Here is an 18,914-nt window from a genome sequence, read left to right on the forward strand (position 1 = left end):
CTGATCTGGGTGTACTGATTTTTTTCCAAATCAAATATGAGTCCTATAGTTAAATGATAAAATTTCAGCAATTACCAGATTTTAATTAATTGCTTGCTCTGTAAAAATAAATCAAATCGATGGATATCTTTTTCACTTTCAAAAGCAGCAACTGGTAAATAATGAAATTGAGCTTTAGTCATGTATAAAAAATAATAGTCTGCTTTTGTGATGACTTGCATAAAGTGTGAGTAATTAAGTTTAACAATACTGCCATCTTCATAAAACATTGCAAAAAAGTTTTCATCAATTTCACAGTAGCGATTTTGAAAATTTAACGTAGAATTGCGCTTTCGTGGTTGAAAAAACAAAGGCAAGGAGACAAAATACGCTCCTAATCCGACAAAATATATTAACCACCAATCAAAGCGATTTTGTAAGACGGAAACAACAATATTGATAACTAGCAAAATTGCGAAGAGAATAAAAAAAAATTTCATCCGTCTGTAATAGTCAACAGTTAACAGTGCGCCTAATTCTTTTGGAGTAATTTGAAAACTTTTAGTTTTGATGTACATTTCATTTAAACCAGTGGTAAGAAAATTTGAGAATTGCGATCGCCACCACAGTGTACTGTCAATGTGATAACCTGAGCATTGCGTAAATCATTACTGTTCAGTACTGCACCATTACCAGAGTTCATGGCATAAGCAGGAAAACAAGCTGCACTCAAACTCAAACGCAAAGCATTACCTTTGGCAATTTGTACACAAGTTGTTTGCAGTTTAATTTTAATCGGAACAGCAGTATTTTGTGGACAATGTATATAGCCTTGAGTCAAATTATATACTTTGCCATCAGGCTGGACTTGGGATAACACAGCGCATACGTCATAACTAGGCTGTTCGGCATTACAATCAATTTCTACCACTACATTCCCCAGGATATGCAGGTCTTCTGTGAGTGGTTGAGTTGTATAAGTTAACACATCAGAACGACAATCAAGATGCGATCGCTCAAATACACCTGCTGGTAAGCCGGCATGACCACCTAAAGAAGGTACAGGTCGCCAAGGGTCGTGGACTAAAACGTCGTGAGTACTGAGTTCTGGATACTGTACACTGAGCGCAGTCGAAGTGTGAGTGCTGAGTATTCCTGAGTCTTCGCGGATGCTGGCGAGTCCGGTGGTTGACAGAAAATAAGATTCCTGTTTAGCTGTATTTAAGCTAGGGAAAGTCCGCCAAATATTACTTCCCATTTCAAACAGGCAAATAGAAGACTCCCGCAATAAGCCTGTATCTATATCTTTTAAAAATTGATCAAACCAGCGAATTTGCATTCTATCTACAGGGCTGGCGGCTTTCGCACCAAAGTCAACTTCGCCGACTTTTCTTCCCCAAGGCAAATGCGCCCAAGGGCCGACTAATAAATGTTGGGGTTGGGTGCTGCGGGTTGCCATATCTTGGTAAAAACCCAGAGTTCCACGCAGATAAGTATCAAACCATCCGCCGATATGAAATATTGGCAAGTCCACAGCTTGCAAGTGGCGTTTGGGTGAAAGTTCTTCCCAATAATCATCGGCTTGGGGATGGGCTATCCATTCATGATAAAACGACTCCGGGGCAAGTTGTTGGAGAACTTCGGGATTATTTAGCGGTAAATTGCGTGCCACAGTAAATAAAGCCTGATAAGCTGTGTGATCGTAACGGAGACGCGCGGTTTCTGTAGCTAATTGAATTGCCCAAGCGAGATTAGTTTGTAAACAGAATGCGCCACCTTCATAAGCCCAATCTGTATATAAATCATAGGCAATCATCGCCGGACAAATTGTTTTTAAAGCACTGGGTTTAGCAGCTGCGGCGTAGAGTTGGGTCATTCCTTGATAAGAAAAACCATACATTCCGACTTTGCCATTACTCCCAGGTAAATGGGCTGCCCAATAAATGCTATCTTCACCATCAGCAATTTCATGGGCAAATAACTTAAATTCCCCAGCAGAAGTACCGCGCCCACGAACATCTTGAATCACGACAATATAACCTTGGGCAGCATACCAACTGGGATGGGCATAGACTACAGTTGATGCGATCGCTCTACCATAAGGTTGTCGCATTAATAATACCGGAAAATTCTCTGCGGCATCAGGGCGATAAATATCTGCATCCAGTCTGACACCATCGCGGGTGTACATAGATGCAGTTTGTTTAGGAAGAACTCTATACATAAGTAGTTGCACAAAATTAAATCAGGGAATAGGGAACAGGGAGAGAATTTGTGTAATTAATTCTGTGTGATTATTTAAGACAAGCACAGATGAGTAAGAGAAGTTTAGTAGGGTGCATTGCGTTACATCCAGGACTTACGCAAAAATTCCCAAAAAGCTTAATTTATCGAACCGCAAAGAGCGCAAAGGACACGAAATTAAGAGGATTTGAGAGGGTTCTTGCGTAAGTCCTAACATCAAAAAACACGCCCTACTGTTTACTCATACCTTTTCTTGATGAAGATGTACTTTATTTTGTAATGTAGAGACGTTGCATACAACGTCTCTACATCTATTTGGCGTAACTTCATAGAGAATTGGTCTCAGCACTCAGCACTTTTTAAGCACCTTCACGTAATTTATCTAACACGCTACGGTCTTCGAGAGTTGAGGTGTCACCAGAAACTTCTTGTCCGGCGGCGAGGTTACGCAACAATCGCCGCATAATCTTGCCTGATCGCGTTTTGGGTAAAGCATCGGTAAAGCGGATTTCTCCGGGACGGGCGATCGCACCAATTTCCTGCACGACGTGTTTTTTCAGTTCTTTACTCAGTTCCTCGCTTGGTTGATGTGTACCTTCTAAGGTAACGAAAGCTACAACATCCTCACCTTTGAGTTCATCTGGCTTACCCACAACCGCCGCCTCAGCAACGGCTGGGTGAGAAACTAAGGCTGATTCAATTTCCATAGTGCCGAGGCGATGTCCTGAAACATTCAACACATCGTCTACCCGTCCCATCACCCAGAAATAACCATCTTCATCGCGTCTCGCACCATCGCCAGCAAAGTATGTATACTTGCCATCCTGGGGCGGAATATGTTCCCAATAGGTACGGCGGAAGCGGTCAGGGTCGCCGTAAACAGTCCGCATCATCCCCGGCCAAGGATGGCGCACTGCTAAATAGCCGCCTTCGTTATCGCCTAAAGAATTACCATCTAAATCAACGATGTCTGCCAAAATTCCGGGGAAGGGACGGGTTGCGGAACCGGGTTTAGTGGGAATTGCCCCTGGTAGGGGTGTAATCATAATTCCACCTGTTTCAGTTTGCCACCAAGTATCGACAATTGGGCAGCGATCGCCACCAATTACGCGGTGATACCACATCCAAGCTTCTGGGTTAATTGGTTCGCCGACGGTTCCCAGCAAACGCAGTGAAGACAAGTTGCGGGTTTTGGGATGGTGTTCGCCCATCTTAATAAACGCCCGAATCGCCGTTGGTGCAGTGTAGAAAATATTCACGCCGTATTTTTCAATCACATCCCAGAAGCAGCCAGGATTAGAAGCACGGGGCGCACCTTCATACATCAGTGTGGTTGCACCGTTGGATAATGGCCCATAGACAATGTAACTATGTCCGGTAATCCAACCCACATCGGCAGTACACCAATAAACATCTGTGTCTTGTAAATCAAATATCCACTTGGTGGTGATATGGGTGTACAAGTTATAACCAGCAGTGGTATGCACAACGCCCTTGGGTTTGCCTGTACTGCCAGAAGTGTAGAGAATAAACAGCATATCTTCGCTGTCCATTGGTTCCGCCGGACAATCAGCCGAGACACCTTTTTGTAAATCGTGCCACCAATGGTCACGTCCGCCCAACTGCATATAAATATCTTGTCCGGTGCGCTTAACTACCAAGACATTTTCTACAGAAGGAACAGCGCCATCTGCCAAAGCTTTATCGACTTGTTCTTTCAGGGGAACGATCGCATCTTTGCGCCAACCACCATCAGCCGTAATCACTAATTTAGCTTGGGCATCAATCAAGCGATCGCGTAAAGCTTCGGCACTAAAACCACCAAATACCACACTGTGGGGTGCGCCAATTCTCGCACAAGCTAACATAGCGATCGCCGCTTCCGGTATCATCGGCATATAAATACCAACGCAATCGCCTTTCTGCACACCCAACTGCTTTAATACATTGGCAAATTGGCACACTTCTCGATGTAGTTGGGCGTAAGTTAAAGTTCGGGAATCCCCTGGTTCACCTTCCCAAATCAACGCCGCTTTATTCTTGCGCCAGGTGGTGAGATGTCTATCTAAACAGTTGTAAGAAATATTTGTCTTCCCACCGACAAACCACTTAGCAAACGGTGGTTGCCAATCTAAAACTGTGTGCCACTTTTCAAACCAATGCAACTCTGTTTCCGCTAAATCTGCCCAAAATTTTTCCGGGTCAGCCTTGGCTTTATCGTAAAGTTGTTGATAATCTTCTAAGCTTTTAATATGGGCGTTTTGCGAGAATCCCGCCGCCGGATGGAATAAACGCTTCTCTTGTAGGATTGACTCTATAGTTGGTTGAGACATAGTTGATCAGCACAATCACTATATGTTAGTAAAAACCATTCTTAGCCTAGTTAGGCTCTCAAGAGTTTAGATTTTCGTTAAGCTGGATGAAAAGAGGGGCTAGGGGCTAGTACAACAAGGCAAAAGGAAAAAAGCAAAAGGAAAAAGAAAGAATAACGATACCACAAGCCTTTTAGCAATTCTAGATAGTCTGTTTATTTACACCGACCTGTACTAGTTTTTGTTGAGTATCCAGGATTTTCACATTAAATAAAATAAGTATAAAATCTCATACTTCACACTTCATACTTCACACCATGCCGCTAATTCTTGAAGCTAGTAACTTATCACTCAACGATGTTCATCGCTTGCTGAAACTCGAAAAGCTTCCAAATGGCTCATTTACAGACTTTTTAAGTTTAGAACCAGTTTCTGAATTTGAACAGCAGGATTTATTGCGAATCAGAAATGACTTTGAGCGTTACTCTAGTGAAGGTAAAATTTCTGAAGGATTAGTTAAATTTTTAACACTAGCGCCATTAATGCGACTGGCTGGATTTTATGATGTGCCGATTCGGTTAACAATGGAAGATAGTGTGGCGATCGCAGTCGAAGATGAAGACAGAAGAATTACCGGACGGATGGATATTTTAGCCGTCAATAACTCTCAAACTCATACCGCAGCACCTTTTTGGATTTTAGTCATTGAAACAAAAAATAGTGCTATCCATGTAGGTGAGGGTTTGCCACAATTAATTACTTACGCCTTTAAAAGTTTAGAGCAACAATCATCTGTGTGGGGTTTAGTTACCAACGGACAGCTTTATCAATTTGTTCATGTAACCCGCGAACCACAGCCAACTTATCAACTTATGCCATTATTAAATCTTAATGAATCACCCGATGCGATCGAGTTATTACAAGTTCTTAAAGGCATCTGTCAGTTAGTAAATCTTCAGAAATAATAAACGTAGATATTGAGAGCCGCTTATGTCTGAACCTGCCATTGTAGACAGGATCAAGAGTGAAATCACAGCAGATGGTATACCATTTCCGCCTAGTGATTTACTAAGTGACGAACCACCATTGGAAAGTGATTTACACCGCGACCAAATTGAACTGCTAATTCGCACATTAAAGTTATGGTGGCAAGAAAGACAAGATTTCTATGCTTCTGGTAACTTGACAATTTACTACAGCCCCAGGCAAAAAAAATCAGAAGAATTTCGCGGCCCAGATTTTTTCGTGGTGTTAGGTACAGAAAAAAGAGACCGCAATAGTTGGATAGTCTGGCATGAAGACGGCAAATATCCTAATGTGATTGTCGAAATTTTGTCAGATTCCACAGCCGCAGTAGACAGAGGCTTGAAAAAACAAATTTATCAAGACACCTTCCGCACCCCTGACTACTTCTGGTTTGACCCTGTTACTCTTGAGTTCCAAGGATTTCATTTAGTAGAAGGTAGATATCAACCAATTACACCCACCCCAGAAGGCAAATTCTGGAGTCAGCAGTTAGAACTGTATCTCGGCATGTATGAGGGCAAATTAAGATACTTTACGGCGGATAATCAGTTAATACCCACACCAGAAGAAAAAGCCCAACAAGCAGAAAGCCGCGCCCAACAAGCCCAAGAGGAAGTTAATCGGTTAAGGGAGATTTTACTAGCGCAAGGTATTGACCCCGACAATATTTAATAGCATCATGAAGTTAATACGAAGTTTTTTAAATAAAATAAGTATCATTGACCACGAGCAGGACATCATTTGCAAGCGAAAGAGATTAAGGAGCAGTTAAAATCACTTATCGAGGAAGCATCCTCGGTAGATCAAAATCTAGCGAGAAAATTGCATGAAATTAATCGTTGGGTTAAAGATATTAAGTTAGGTTCCCTGACGGCAAAACCTTTGGTTCTGGCATTTCTGTTGGAAGTAATCACGGACTCTACCATTTGGTTAATGATTAAATCATTACCTTCCGAAGCAGAACAACAAGCTAAATTTGCCCAAATGACAGCAAATGAAAGATATTGGTATAGTTATCTTTTTCCTAAGTGGATTAATGCAACTGACACTAAATTTTATATTTGGAAACAAAAATTAATGTCGGGTGAATTTAATCAAGTGGATGATGGTATTATTAAATCTATAGCTCAAGATATTGTGAGTCGTGAAGGTAGTTTTTGGCAGAGGTATATTGCCGACCTTTCGATGGCGACAGACTTAATTGTTAGCAGTCGCAACAATCAACCATTATGTATTCAAATTACTAGTGTATCTGAAGAACTAAGTAACCAAAAATATCATGATTGGAAAAGTACACTTAACTCATGGGAGATAGAAAGAGGCTTGTTTGTTAGTTACAATCCTAAAGATGCAAATTTCATTAATCAGTTAGTCAACGTTGCTTTGTATAACAGTGATTATCTTGCGGAAGGCAAATATCTGAAATTTGCCTAATTTTTGATGTATTAATTCAATTAACTGCTTATCATAGCCTTTATGCCTAATCAAAGTGAAACTGCAAGCTACGAAGGACAATTAGATAAATTTGCCCAAGCTTTAGCAACAGCCCGTAAAATGCAACAAGATTGGCTAACTTATGGTTTAGATTTTGTACATATCTATGTTGAAGATGTTGATGGAGATTGGCTAGAAACCTGGGAACATGACGAGATTTTAGGCAATCAGTTATTAGATTCAATTAAAGAATTTTTGGTCAGTGATGATATATTAGCTGTCCAGGTGAGACAGCAGTTAGGTGAAAAATCGCTGTTTGATTTTGCAGTTAACTTAGCAGCTTGTGAACGAATTGCGGAAGAAGGTGATAGGTTATCTGCGGTGATTAGTTTATTAGCTGATGATCATGTACATAATCTAGATGTTGGAAATTTAGCAGCACATCTAGTAGGAAGATTTTTCGCCTGAAAATCTATCACCTTCGTAGTGATTCTTAGCAGTATTTTTGTTGAATAATTTCAACTTTTTTTTGAAGACCATTCGCATGAATTAAGCCTACATAACCTCTAAATTGGCATTTGTCATCACTATCATACACAGAAACATGCTGAAGGGGAGACGAAATAAGCTAGAAGACTCACTCTATAAGCCTCATAGCTCTTAGACCTTATTGATAATACTTACATTTATTGCGATTTAATCTCATTAATTCTATGAACCATATCCATACAAATATCCTTGAAAAAGTGGCATCACTTGAGATAATATCTCTTGTTGCTCAGATATGTTACTATTCCCTAATTTTGGTAATAACTTAAAGTAAATTGGCAATGCTCTTTTATCCCAAATTACACTTACCATCAATAAATTTATTCTCTTCCAATTAGTTCTATCAATTGCTAGATAAATTATTTTTTCCTCGCTACAGTATATTGATAACCATTCTTTAATAATCGGAAACCAGATTTTCTCAATTGTGAAATTCGGTAATGATAAAAATCTTTGTATTCTTTTTCTCCTACTTTCAAATTTTATTGGTAATGGTAGTCCATTCGCTAACTTTTCTGGCTCTCCCAGACTTGGGCTGATAAATTAACACTAAAAAATGGCTCTAACGATTGATATAACAAGGTTTTACTAACATAAAAACAATGATTTAATAAAAATTTACTTTATTACTCTTGAATACCAGACTATGTAAGGATTTAACCTGATATTAAGTATTAATTTGTTATAGCTAGTCTAGGAGAGCCAAAAGTTTTAAGTAAACATAAATCACATCAAATTCAAATAAGGAGTGTTACAAAAATAAATTTAGTTACACTAATGACAAATTAATAATTCTTTATATATTTTGTTATGTTGACGATTGACTGGTAGAAATAACCGAAGCTTGCCCAATCAATGTGAATAGGCATATTATTTCTCTACCTTCGCAGGCTTTGTTTGTATAGCCCCAGATTTCCAGTTTCTTGGGTTATATACAGCCTCTTATCGAATTGGGATGACTTGACTTTCAGTTGCGCTTCCAGCCTAGATAAGTAACATAAATAATTGCAGCCAACTGCATTGGTAGTAGGAAAACTACACTCTTTAAATAATAATTAATTTCTAAATTAGACATGGTACTAAAATATCCACAGCCTAATAGCAGTAAGAAAAACCAAATGAGATGTTTACGTTTGAGCATTGGCATAGTAGTAAAACTCAGACTATTTTTTCCCATCCTAATTGATATATGAACCAAAGAGACAAGGGTGAAAAGGTAGACAAGGAAGAAAGATGTTTGTAAATGATTGAGGAATAGCTCTAGCCATTCAAAGACTTACTGAAAAAGCCATTGACCCAAAGGAGATTGACTAAAGGCAATATACAATTCTCCTGTTTGTGAGATGTGATACAGCCGGAAAGTATGATAAATTAACACGATCAGTAAAAACAGTATTTGTACCTTTTTCAGTCTTAATAGTTGACAATATAAAGTTTTAATTTCCTGCCTAGTTAACAATTCTAAGGTAACGTGAACTATGGCAATGACAAAACTAGCAAATAAAATAGGGCCAAATAAATTCTCGGTAAATGCTTGGTTTAAGTCTCCTCGCCCAATAGCCATAAATGAACGTGTCATACCACAGGTAGGACAAGGGATTCCTGTTAAGTGTCTAATAGGACAGACTAAAAACCCAAGACGATAATTTTGGTTGTAAAAATATGTACCAAATAGTGGGGTATAAGAGAACCCTAATATACCCCAACGTACTAGCTTACCGTGGCACGATAGAGGAGTAGAAGATAATTTCAACACAGATGTCCTCTGAAATCACAACGGCAAATGAAACCTGCCAAAATTAAAACTTAAAACCAGCCTTTTTTGTTGACAATGTAAGCCTCAACAAATTCCTCATCGGTTTTGGTTAAGTAAATAACTCCTTCTACTAAACCAATAATGCCCATAATTGCTCCACCAAAACCACAGGTGAGGATGCTAACCAGCAACATGATTAAGCCTTCGGTTGTGTAACCGAGAATAAACTTGTGAATCCCTAAAGCTCCTAACAAGATTGCACAAATTCCTGCTGCTAGTTTTTTACTACTGGTATCGCTAGGACTGTTATTAGACATTGGTTAGAAATACGCCTCAAGCATAAATAACACTCCAATTTTATAGTAACTTTATTTACTTAGCCTCTACATATTTACAACAGATACAATTTGTTATCTATTAAACCTTCTGTCCCACTTTGCTGGGAACTTGGAGCGTCTAGCGCAGAAAGTCAAAGGTAGCATTAAATATAGTTAAGTATTGTATTTAAAATATCAAGATAAGTTACAGTATATTGATAAAATATGAACATTTTTCAGATACCCAATTTTCTGAAGAAAGTCGGGTATCTTGTTGTTCTTGTGAGATATGAGCTTTAGAACCAGCCTTGTTTATTGACAAAATAGATATCGGCAAATTCTTCTGAGGATTTGTTTAAATAAATCATGCCTTCAATCAAACCGATCAGCTGCATCACTATCAAGGCGACTCCATAAGTAAAAGTACCTGCAACTATGGATATAGCCAACATAATAAAGCCTTCAGCAGCATATCCTAAAATAAATTTATGAACGCCAAACCCGCCAAAAATTATCCCGCAGTAACCAGCCAAAAGTTGCTTATTAGGATGACTAGTAGGGTTGAGATTTGCCATAGTATTCTTACTCCTCAAAGATCAGTGGAAAACTAAATTTTTCTTTTGATGAAGAACAGTTGAGTTCAATTCATAATTTGTAATTAATGTTTTTGAATCTCAATATAGAAATGCAGAAATCACCAAGAAACACAGTGTTTTTTCTTAGTCGTACATGAATAGTCAGCTAGGAAAAACTATTTATGAAACTGATTTTTTGTTAGTATACGCCTAACGTTTACCTAAATAAAGATGTCAACACTTTAAAGGAAACACTACAAAATATAAGTAATAGGGACAAGTATTTTGTAGCTGCAAACTAGCAAGCTACTTGATTTACAGCAGAATCCGAGCATCAAAATTCAGAATTAGATTAGTTTTCTAAGCTAGGTAGAAAACTAATTTGTGTACTTTATTTACTTGAAATCTGCTGTATGTATTTAATTGTGATTATGACATCAAAAACAGTGATTTTGTAGATTCGTAAGTATGATTTCTCTGGACGAGGATAAATACTCATAATCATCAAAAAACGGCGATATCATACCATTTCTTTCAAGTCCATTAATGTTATTTCCGGACTTTTTTGATATGGCTGCAAGGATGAGATTTTAAATTAGCTGTAAAGGGATAAATTCGATACAGATGGCATGTATTCCTCAACTAGAAAATTATGCCATTTTGGTACTAGTGAATTGAAGTTACACTGAATACCTTATTTAATTGTTTTGCATCACTCCTATGGTTAAGGGCTATGATTCAATATCGCTTGCCAAATATGACACAGATAGGCAATCAACATCTGAAAAATAGCTTTCACTATCTAGATAGTACTAGAGGTTTATCTAGAAGTTTTGTAGTCTATTTGACAGTAATGTTGGAATTTTTTGGCTGTCAATATGATTAAATTTCAGCCAAATCTCATAGAATACTTGCTTTAGTAATCACCTACGAAAAATCATGACCTACGCAGATGTAATCAGATATTTTTTGCTACGGCAACCGTATTAAATATGTTTCATTAGTTACTACTGCCCAAGAGGAAAAGACTCAGTAGTGTGCCACTATTCCAGAGGCTGTGGAGTAGCATGGGAGCAAGGAGATTGCGCGATCGCGTGTACACTACTCCCAGGATGATCCCCAAGGCGGTGAGTGGTAAAACTTCTGACAAGCTCAGGTGAGCGATCGCAAACAACAAGCTACTGGCCAAAATTGCCCCCCACACAGGTAAATAACGGGTGAGGGAGGGTAGCAAAAAGCCTCTAAATAAAATTTCTTCAAATATGGGAGCAGCGATCGCGGCTGTGGAGAAAAATATTCCTAATGCGATAGAATCTTGACTTTCTAGCGCCAGTTGTAATAACGGATTACTACCACCCTGTCCTTGCCAGAGTTTTTGATTAATCAACGATACCACCACAACTACAGGTAAAGCTGTGCAGTAACCGCCTAAGCCCCACAGCCACCAACTATCTTGGAGTTGGAATTTAAACCACAACCTTGGCAGAGGGAAAAACCGTTTGATGGAAAAATACATCACTGACAGCGCCCCCGCCGCCACCAACAAGTAACTAACCAACACAGAGAAAGCTTGTAAGCGTACACCCACAATCGGGCGGGGAATTGGCAGTATAGATAATAAAACGGGAACAAAAACTTGTCCCATAAAGAAAAATCCGACAACAAAAACCTGGAGTACAGTTTCGCCATCCCAGGGTGTTGTCCAAACCAAATCACCATTTTGTGCCAATAACGCTTCTTTTCCTTTCAGCAAGCGTTGTGTCAATAAGAAAATCAGCAGAATTGTGCCGATCAATGCGGCTAAGGCGGGGATCGTGCCGATGAGGGTGAGTTTAAATACTGCTTGGGCTGCGGCTGATTGCTGTGCAGCTTTAACTGCGGCTAAAGGTTCTTGACGTTGCTGGAGTTGGTATAGCTGAATCAGAGCCGTATTCCGAAACCAACCATCTAAATTCTTTTTAATTAGCTGCTGGGCGTTGGGTAAAATTCGCGGAGGATCACTCCAGAGTCCGCTCAAGATAGTCGCGGTATCTGCAAAATCGCTGTTGAGTGCTGGTTTTTGTAATTCCGCCCAAGTTTTCAAGGCTGTGTCTTGTTGTCCTTGTTGTACTTGTAAAATTCCCAGACGTAAATCTAACTCGGCGAGTAATTTTTGCTGTTGGTAAAAAGATTGCTGTAATTGTTTCTTGGTGACTTCTGGAGATGCGCTAGTGTCAACAGTGTCTTGTGGTAGGGGTTTAGCTGGAGAACTTAACTGTGTAAGTTGGCTGTTAAGCTGATCTAAATTAGTTTGTACAGATTTACGTGCTGCTTGATATTGCTGTGTGGCATTTTCTAGGGGCTGATCTTCCAGGATAGCTTGGCGAATTACCTGAAAATTATCACCATTGCTATCTTCTGGCTGCCAAGCTTGGGCTTGCAGCGCAATATTGATTTGATAAAGTTCCAGACGACTTTGGAACTGTGGTTTCTGCCAACTACTGACTAGCGACAAAGTTGCCAATACAACTGCTATCACAGTCGAAATGATTAAAACCAATCGTTTGAGAGTCATCTATCCCCCTTGGACGAACCAGAATATGCCCCTTGGGAATTATCGCAAGAAAAAGCAGGAGGTGGATAGATATGGTCAAGATTGTGAGTCTACTTTACAAGAATAGCGATCGCTCACCGCACCACAGGATGTTAAATTACAACTCATTAACCCTCTAGCTGACTTCTTACCCAAGCACGAAATAATTTGAGTAAAGCAATTTCACCCATAGTTTTACTTTGTTCAATAAATCGGCTCACATCACGTACTGATACTATTGGAAAGGCAATGCTAAACTCACACTCAATATATTGCCCTTCTAATAATTGATAAAATTTTAAATTCTGTCCGTTATATCTCCATAGTTCAGTAATACCTAATGCGGCATAAATATTAAACTTATTAACTGAACTACTAGTAATATCAACTTCTATTGCTAAATCAGGTGGTGGATCAGTTTCTAAGTCTAAAGTTTCTTTACATCGCATCAATAGTTCGTTTTGGATATAATAACAAGCATCTGGTTCTATGCCTTTTTTAACTAACTTCTGCTTCAAGGTTGTAGAACCAGCACTTCTGATTTCAATATCTAATTCTTCAGCTAACGCAACAATAAAGTTTCCTAAATTACTTTTAGGGTTTTCATGTTCAAATAGTGGTGTCATAATTTCTAAAGTACCGCATTCATACGCAAACCGAGAACCTCTCTCTTCACCTGTATCTCTTAGCAAAGCTTCAAAGGTTTCCCAGCTAACGTTGTGCAGAACTGTTCTTTGTTCAGCAGGCGTTGACTTGGCAAGCATACGAAAATGTTGATTTTATCAGATTACTAGATAAACAAATTTTATCGTGTATGTACATCAAGCGGGCATCAACTATGGCGTTTTTCGGTTTAGTGCAGTACAAGTTAATAGGTAATAGAGGCTAGAGACTAGAGGAATGTATCTTATTAAGACGGAAAACGCTGTAGTATTCCTCCACATAAATTATCACACATCATAGAACCTCGACTTTTTGAAAAAGTCGGGGTTCTGAACACCTGCAACCTGTCAAAATCAATTGGTGGAGTGTTAAGTATATATTCCGTTGATTGAAATAAACCCCTCAGACTGAAGTCTGGGGCTATACAAACAAAGCCTGCCTAGCCTATCGGCAACGGCAAAGCCGAACGCAGGCTAATTATATGCTTCTTCATATCGATTTGGTATTAGAGACATCCAGCAGTCAAATAGAATTTTTATATATAGGACTCATATTTGATTTGGGAAAAAAATCAGTACAGAGCAGGTTTCTTTCCTACTCCCTACTCCCTGCCCACACAACTAGATTCAGGCATCAAACCGTATTCCTATAGTATATGGTTACAAAAGCTTTTGGTTATTTGGTATTGGATTGTACTGAGTAAAAATTCAATTTATACCCAGCAAATCGATTGCCTTGATTGTTCTTAAAACTAAATACAATGTTTTCCGAAAGTCTGACGAAGATTTAAGTTTTTCAGCTTAGTATACTAAGTTGCCACTACCGCGTAATTGTCGCAAAGAATTAATGCAATAAGGACAGTCACACTTAAAGATTCTAATTGCGGCATCACTTTCTTCATCTGTAAAGTTCAATTCTGCAATATTGGTATCAGATGGCTGGGATGAAACCACCATAGATGTAGGTGCGGGAGGTGCTTTGGGATCTCTTTCGGAATCTCGAATACAGACAAAATCCTTCAAACCGTGGGGATTAGTAATGCAAGTACGTCCATCGTTGGTGTGAATTAATTTTTGGGTGAGGTTCACAGAGGCGTGTGCTGGAATGACTGCCAATGTAGACATCAGGGAAGTAAAGATTGCCGAGCTAGAAAGCAAATTCAGTACTAACTTCTTGTTCATATTTTTCCTGATAGAACATCTCTGATTGCCAAGCCTATCCTATTAGTTTTCATTGGTCAATATGAGGTTGACAATAAATTATGAAAGATTACTCATATATTTACTTGACTGCCCCTCTTTAGCTATCAAAGGAAGTAAATTAATTGACTATTAAAATTCGTCACTAAAAAGCAATACAAAAGACATACCAAGTCCATACAATTAATAAGTATCGTCACAATTGTGAGTCTATCTTCAAACATAAGTACACACATTTACACGGTAGTATAATTTGGATTACAGTGTTTTTCATCTCAATGAGGTACATTCCTCTAGTCCCTAGCCTCTAGCCTCTTTCCCCTATCAACTTGTACTGCACTAAACCGACAAATGCTACATGATGCTATCTGCTTAATAATCGGTTTTAAATAAATAGCTATTTTTAGAGATTTGTCTACAGCCCACCAAAAGGATACTCAGATGAGAAAAAATAGAATGCTTAAAAGCATCTGTTAATGGTGCAGGCTGTAGAGCAATTGAAATTGTCATCCTTTTTTTCTGGACAATCAAGAGTTTTTACAGTGTGAAATGAGCCTTGGTCAAACTGGATAAGCGCAACATCATCGCCAAGTTCTAAAGACAGCAATGAATTTCTTTGTGATTGCGGATTTTTGTCCTGTTTCTTTGTAGTTAGGCTTGCATAAGTTAATGGGAAGCCATCTTATGAGTCATGACCATCCTGTAAGCTACACAAATCTGAGGATGGAACTGATATTTTAAAAATTGCGTCTCTGCGTCTAGACTATTGCATCAATTGATACAATATCAATATGCAATTATCTGTTTGGAAAGTCCGATTCATCAAGGTGGAACTGACCAAATGACGTAGGCGTAAATTATTTGCTGAGGTTGATATGTATAGGATAATTTGCATTGGACTCATAGCATTACCGGCTTATTTGTACAATGCGGAAGTTAGTTTAGCGAGCAGTAATATTAATGTGCCAATTATTACTGCCAAGATAAATAAATATAGTGTTTATACTAAAGTAAAGCGATCGCCACAGCGATTTGCTTCCAGAGAAGATCAAACGGGGGATTGCTTGCGAATCGGTCGGTGTAGAGATTAATCGGCTGATGAGTCAACTATGCTGGCGATCGCATCCCCAAATTCTTGCCCCAATCTTTATCGCAAAATTTGGTCAATCATCCGGTTGGCTTGGGAACCATAAGCACCACCAAATAAATTGAAGTGATTCAAAATGTGATAAAGGTTATACAAAGTTTTCCGGCGTTCGTAGCCTTGATCTAGGGGAAAAGCGGCGTTATATCCTTGATAAAAAGCGGCGGGAAAACCACCAAAAAGTTCTGTCATCGCAATATCCACTTCGCGATCGCCATAATAAGTGGCTGGATCAAAAATGACGGGTTCACCTGACACAGTACAGCCAGCATTTCCACCCCACAAATCGCCATGTACTAAGGATGGTTGTACTTCGTGATTGGCTAATAATTCGGGAATCGCGGCTAATAATTTATCTTGTTTCGGAAAATTACCTCCGCGCCTTCTGGCTAACTGAAATTGATAACCAAGGCGATGTGTACAGTAAAAATCAATCCAATCGGCTGTCCAAGTGTTGATTTGGGGAGTGGAACCAATAGTATTATTCATATCCCAACCGAAACCATTTTGGCTGGTTGCTTGGTGCATGGCGGCTAACTTGCGCCCCATTTCTGCCCAAGATTGGGTATTACCGCCACCCATTTCTAACCATTCCAAAACGATGTAGCCAGAATCGCCTGATGTTCCCCAACAAATGGGCTTGGGTACACGGATAGTATTTGTGGCGAACATTTGCTTTAAACCCAACATTTCAGCTTCAAACATCGCTACTTGCGATGCTTGGTTGAGTTTGACGAAGTATGTGATTTCACCGTTAGAAACGGCGTAACCTTGGTTAATACAGCCACCACTTACAGAACGCCGTTTTTGAGTGAGAAAATTTTCGCCAGTTACTCGGCTAATATGGGCATCAATTTCAGTCCAAAACATTTTAATGGGGAGTAGGGAATCGGGAGTAGGGAGTAGGGAATTTCACCACTCCCTACTTACCACTCCCTAATTTACAACGGTTTCATGACCACTACACCATAAGCATCAGGACAGAGATATTGATTGGCGGCGAGGAGTAAATCGTTGGCTTCTTGTTGTTGAATGTGCAGGGGGTAGTTAAAGGCTGGTTCTAAATCACCGACTAATGATTGATAGAAACCATATAAGCCACTGCGATCGCTTGGGGTTTCGTTACCAAAGATAAATCTGTTGGTGACACGTTTGCGGATGCGGGCGATTTCTTTGTCTGTGACTAGTTCTGTTTGTAGTCGGCGAATGTGTTGGGCGATCGCATCTTCAACGGCGGCGATGTTTTCAACTGCACATTTAGCAGAAATATAAAATGTACCTTGTAATAAATTGCTCATATTACTAACTGCGATCGAAGAAACTAATCCGCGTTCTTCCCGCAAATCTCTAACTAATCTTGATGTCCTACCATGTGCTAAAACTCCCGCTAACACATCTAAAGCATAAGTCTGATTTAACTGTGCTAATCCGGGAACCCGCCACACCATGACTAACCGCGCTTGCTGAAGACTTTTATCGACAAATTCTCGCCGCACAATTTCTGTAAACGCCGATTCAAAAGTATAATTCGACTCTTGACTATTGACTATTGACTCTTGATTTTTACCAACCTGGGTAAATCCTTCCGCAACATTAGCAATTAATTGTTCTACAGGTAAATTGCCCACAGCTACAGCCGTAATCATTGGCGGTTGATACCATTGAGCATGAAAATCCCGCATTTGTTGGGGTTCTAGCCCAGATATGACCGATTCTGGCCCCAACACCGGACGGCGATAGGGTAAAGTATCAAATGCCATTTCCATTGCACGGCGAAAAGTCCGGCGGTGGGGATTATCTTCAGAACGGCGGATTTCTTCTAAAACAACAGCACGCTCACGTTCAAAAGCATCATCAGGAATACTCGGATTAAATACAACATCTATTTGCAGTGGAGCCAATTCAGCAAAATCTTGGGGCGCAGTAGTTATATAGTAATGAGTATAATCTTGACTGGTAGCAGCATTAGTCACAGCACCCCGTTCTTCAATCCGCCGCTCAAACTCTCCACTGGCTAATCGCTCAGTTCCTTTAAAAATCATGTGTTCTAAAAAGTGAGCCATCCCGTTAATCGCATCAGATTCTACAGCCGAACCAACTTTAATCCAGAGGTTGAGGTTGACAACATCAATGGGCATTTGTTCGGCAATGATTGTCAAGCCATTAGGCAAACGGTGTATTGTTGGGGAATTGAGACGAGAAGACTTTAATAGAGTTGAGGTCATGAGTAGTGGTGAGTGAACAGGGTTCTTACTTCTTTATCTTATCCGTCACTCCAAAATATCTTTGATTGTTGCATCTGAAACAGACTGAACACACAAAGATTTTGTGAGGCTGGGTGTAAGAGTTGTTCTCAATCGCCCGAATAATCAGCTTTTACTACTTTGCCATTTTTGAAATAAATATTCACCACCTCCGCATTGTAATCACCATTGTTTGGGTCAAGAATGTAGTTTAGATGCTGGTTATATACAACTGGGCCAATATTTTCCCACACATCATCATTCCCACCCATGAAGTCCCCTTGTGGCTGATAAAATCTTCCACCTTTGGGAAAACGTTGGTTCAATCTGCTTTGCACTTCTGGAATTGTCATCCCATGTTTAATATCGAGATAAAACTGGGTGAAGGGCTTTACAGGCGAGAGAGCTACAAAGTACAAAGCAAAGAGGCTGAGATTGAACCCGATAAACAGCCACAATTCTTGTTTCCGCCGAGATGGTAAGTACACTGGCAAAAGTAAAATGAGGGCTAAAACATCCATAAATACGTAATATTGCCAAAATAAAGAAGCAGCATATTTATAATCCAGCCAATATCCCAGTAGAAATAAGATTACTAAAAAAAACACCTCGACAATAAGCTCAATTTTGTTAACGTGACGATTGATATATTTCATGTGACTATATCTTGTATTTTTTTCTCAAAGCTCTCAGACTGGAAGTTTGGTGGTAGACAAACAAAGCCTGCTCTTCGACTGCGCGGTAATCTCGACACTTCGACAAGCTCAGTGCATCGCTTCGCTCGATTACCGCGCAGTCAAAACTCAGTAAACACCTTCCCAGGCTAATTACTACGTTAATATTCAGAGTAGGTTTTACCAGTAAAAAAGCATACTTAGCTGTATAGTGTCAGGAGAAAAAA

Annotated in this window: 18 protein-coding genes and 1 pseudogene; 5 read left to right on the plus strand and 14 right to left on the minus strand. The window is 39.5% G+C overall.

The window, feature by feature from the left end:
* Positions 1-71: 71 nt before the first annotated feature.
* The 3 genes from H6G28_RS11945 to acs form a co-directional block, all read right to left on the minus strand.
* Entirely contained in the window at positions 72-557 is a 486-nt protein-coding gene (locus tag H6G28_RS11945; protein WP_190594057.1) for a YcxB family protein, read from the minus strand.
* 5 nt (positions 558-562) lie between these two features.
* Complete coding sequence (locus H6G28_RS11950) at positions 563-2,203, minus strand: CocE/NonD family hydrolase (protein WP_190670963.1); 1,641 nt, start codon at positions 2,201-2,203, stop codon at positions 563-565.
* Positions 2,204-2,582: 379 nt separating this feature from the next.
* Positions 2,583-4,556: an acetate--CoA ligase gene (gene acs, locus H6G28_RS11955; RefSeq protein WP_190670965.1), complete on the minus strand. Its 1,974-nt coding sequence runs from the start codon at positions 4,554-4,556 to the stop codon at positions 2,583-2,585.
* A gap of 296 nt (positions 4,557-4,852) precedes the next feature.
* On the opposite strand from acs, the gene H6G28_RS11960 reads away from it, so the two are divergent.
* The 4 genes from H6G28_RS11960 to H6G28_RS11975 all read left to right on the plus strand — a co-directional run bounded on the left by H6G28_RS11960 (position 4,853) and on the right by H6G28_RS11975 (position 7,463).
* A complete protein-coding gene (locus tag H6G28_RS11960) occupies positions 4,853-5,500 on the plus strand; it encodes a restriction endonuclease subunit R (RefSeq protein ID WP_190670967.1) in 648 nt (215 codons plus the stop codon).
* A gap of 25 nt (positions 5,501-5,525) precedes the next feature.
* Complete coding sequence (locus H6G28_RS11965; protein ID WP_190670969.1) at positions 5,526-6,233, plus strand: Uma2 family endonuclease; 708 nt, start codon at positions 5,526-5,528, stop codon at positions 6,231-6,233.
* 69 nt (positions 6,234-6,302) lie between these two features.
* Positions 6,303-6,995 carry a hypothetical protein gene (locus tag H6G28_RS11970; RefSeq protein ID WP_190594050.1) on the plus strand — a complete coding sequence of 231 codons (693 nt, stop codon included), beginning with the start codon at positions 6,303-6,305 and terminating at the stop codon, positions 6,993-6,995.
* Positions 6,996-7,037: 42 nt separating this feature from the next.
* On the plus strand, positions 7,038-7,463 hold the full coding sequence (locus H6G28_RS11975; protein ID WP_190594048.1) for a hypothetical protein: 426 nt from the start codon (positions 7,038-7,040) through the stop codon (positions 7,461-7,463).
* A gap of 264 nt (positions 7,464-7,727) precedes the next feature.
* Here the strand turns inward: H6G28_RS11975 and H6G28_RS36810 are convergent.
* The 8 genes and pseudogenes from H6G28_RS36810 to H6G28_RS12005 all read right to left on the minus strand — a co-directional run.
* Positions 7,728-8,060: pseudogene (locus tag H6G28_RS36810) on the minus strand (IS4 family transposase); the annotation flags it as partial.
* A gap of 451 nt (positions 8,061-8,511) precedes the next feature.
* Positions 8,512-8,721, minus strand: coding sequence for a hypothetical protein (locus tag H6G28_RS36570; protein WP_242054540.1), 210 nt, complete (start codon positions 8,719-8,721; stop codon positions 8,512-8,514).
* A gap of 99 nt (positions 8,722-8,820) precedes the next feature.
* Positions 8,821-9,300, minus strand: a complete 480-nt coding sequence (locus H6G28_RS11980) for a DUF2752 domain-containing protein (protein ID WP_313949907.1) — start codon at positions 9,298-9,300, stop codon at positions 8,821-8,823.
* 50 nt (positions 9,301-9,350) lie between these two features.
* Positions 9,351-9,617 (minus strand): TM2 domain-containing protein, encoded by a 267-nt coding sequence (locus H6G28_RS11985; RefSeq protein ID WP_190594047.1) that lies wholly within the window; start codon positions 9,615-9,617, stop codon positions 9,351-9,353.
* A gap of 296 nt (positions 9,618-9,913) precedes the next feature.
* A complete protein-coding gene (locus H6G28_RS11990) occupies positions 9,914-10,192 on the minus strand; it encodes a TM2 domain-containing protein (RefSeq protein WP_190594045.1) in 279 nt (92 codons plus the stop codon).
* 1,000 nt (positions 10,193-11,192) lie between these two features.
* Positions 11,193-12,746, minus strand: a complete 1,554-nt coding sequence (locus H6G28_RS11995; protein ID WP_190670970.1) for a CPBP family intramembrane glutamic endopeptidase — start codon at positions 12,744-12,746, stop codon at positions 11,193-11,195.
* Positions 12,747-12,892: 146 nt separating this feature from the next.
* Positions 12,893-13,528: a Uma2 family endonuclease gene (locus H6G28_RS12000; protein WP_190594041.1), complete on the minus strand. Its 636-nt coding sequence runs from the start codon at positions 13,526-13,528 to the stop codon at positions 12,893-12,895.
* 699 nt (positions 13,529-14,227) lie between these two features.
* Positions 14,228-14,608 (minus strand): hypothetical protein, encoded by a 381-nt coding sequence (locus tag H6G28_RS12005; RefSeq protein WP_190594039.1) that lies wholly within the window; start codon positions 14,606-14,608, stop codon positions 14,228-14,230.
* Positions 14,609-15,501: 893 nt separating this feature from the next.
* On the opposite strand from H6G28_RS12005, the gene H6G28_RS12010 reads away from it, so the two are divergent.
* Entirely contained in the window at positions 15,502-15,717 is a 216-nt protein-coding gene (locus H6G28_RS12010) for a hypothetical protein (RefSeq protein WP_190594037.1), read from the plus strand.
* A 56-nt stretch (positions 15,718-15,773) separates the two neighbouring features.
* Here the strand turns inward: H6G28_RS12010 and H6G28_RS12015 are convergent, their stop codons facing one another.
* The 3 genes from H6G28_RS12015 to H6G28_RS12025 all read right to left on the minus strand — a co-directional run bounded on the left by H6G28_RS12015 (position 15,774) and on the right by H6G28_RS12025 (position 18,669).
* A complete protein-coding gene (locus H6G28_RS12015) occupies positions 15,774-16,640 on the minus strand; it encodes a fructosamine kinase family protein (RefSeq protein ID WP_190670972.1) in 867 nt (288 codons plus the stop codon).
* A 71-nt stretch (positions 16,641-16,711) separates the two neighbouring features.
* Positions 16,712-17,995, minus strand: coding sequence for a M16 family metallopeptidase (locus H6G28_RS12020; protein WP_190670974.1), 1,284 nt, complete (start codon positions 17,993-17,995; stop codon positions 16,712-16,714).
* A gap of 128 nt (positions 17,996-18,123) precedes the next feature.
* On the minus strand, positions 18,124-18,669 hold the full coding sequence (locus tag H6G28_RS12025) for an MARVEL/CASP family protein (RefSeq protein WP_190670976.1): 546 nt from the start codon (positions 18,667-18,669) through the stop codon (positions 18,124-18,126).
* Positions 18,670-18,914: the final 245 nt, after the last annotated feature.

This window comes from Nostoc sp. FACHB-190 (genome assembly GCF_014696905.1).
GTDB lineage: Bacteria > Cyanobacteriota > Cyanobacteriia > Cyanobacteriales > Nostocaceae > Nostoc_B.

Excerpts from the sequence above, each read along its gene's own strand:
- H6G28_RS11995 (WP_190670970.1), bottom strand. The coding sequence starts at position 12,746 with ATGACTCTCAAACGATTGGTTTTAATCATTTCGACTGTGATAGCAGTT.
- H6G28_RS12025 (WP_190670976.1), bottom strand. The coding sequence starts at position 18,669 with ATGAAATATATCAATCGTCACGTTAACAAAATTGAGCTTATTGTCGAG.
- H6G28_RS36570 (WP_242054540.1), bottom strand. The coding sequence starts at position 8,721 with ATGGGAAAAAATAGTCTGAGTTTTACTACTATGCCAATGCTCAAACGT.
- H6G28_RS12010 (WP_190594037.1), top strand. The coding sequence starts at position 15,502 with ATGTATAGGATAATTTGCATTGGACTCATAGCATTACCGGCTTATTTG.
- acs (WP_190670965.1), bottom strand. The coding sequence starts at position 4,556 with ATGTCTCAACCAACTATAGAGTCAATCCTACAAGAGAAGCGTTTATTC.
- H6G28_RS11965 (WP_190670969.1), top strand. The coding sequence starts at position 5,526 with ATGTCTGAACCTGCCATTGTAGACAGGATCAAGAGTGAAATCACAGCA.
- H6G28_RS12000 (WP_190594041.1), bottom strand. The coding sequence starts at position 13,528 with ATGCTTGCCAAGTCAACGCCTGCTGAACAAAGAACAGTTCTGCACAAC.
- H6G28_RS12015 (WP_190670972.1), bottom strand. The coding sequence starts at position 16,640 with ATGTTTTGGACTGAAATTGATGCCCATATTAGCCGAGTAACTGGCGAA.
- H6G28_RS11985 (WP_190594047.1), bottom strand. The coding sequence starts at position 9,617 with ATGTCTAATAACAGTCCTAGCGATACCAGTAGTAAAAAACTAGCAGCA.
- H6G28_RS11960 (WP_190670967.1), top strand. The coding sequence starts at position 4,853 with ATGCCGCTAATTCTTGAAGCTAGTAACTTATCACTCAACGATGTTCAT.
- H6G28_RS11945 (WP_190594057.1), bottom strand. The coding sequence starts at position 557 with ATGTACATCAAAACTAAAAGTTTTCAAATTACTCCAAAAGAATTAGGC.
- H6G28_RS12005 (WP_190594039.1), bottom strand. The coding sequence starts at position 14,608 with ATGAACAAGAAGTTAGTACTGAATTTGCTTTCTAGCTCGGCAATCTTT.
- H6G28_RS12020 (WP_190670974.1), bottom strand. The coding sequence starts at position 17,995 with ATGACCTCAACTCTATTAAAGTCTTCTCGTCTCAATTCCCCAACAATA.
- H6G28_RS11950 (WP_190670963.1), bottom strand. The coding sequence starts at position 2,203 with ATGTATAGAGTTCTTCCTAAACAAACTGCATCTATGTACACCCGCGAT.
- H6G28_RS11990 (WP_190594045.1), bottom strand. The coding sequence starts at position 10,192 with ATGGCAAATCTCAACCCTACTAGTCATCCTAATAAGCAACTTTTGGCT.
- H6G28_RS11975 (WP_190594048.1), top strand. The coding sequence starts at position 7,038 with ATGCCTAATCAAAGTGAAACTGCAAGCTACGAAGGACAATTAGATAAA.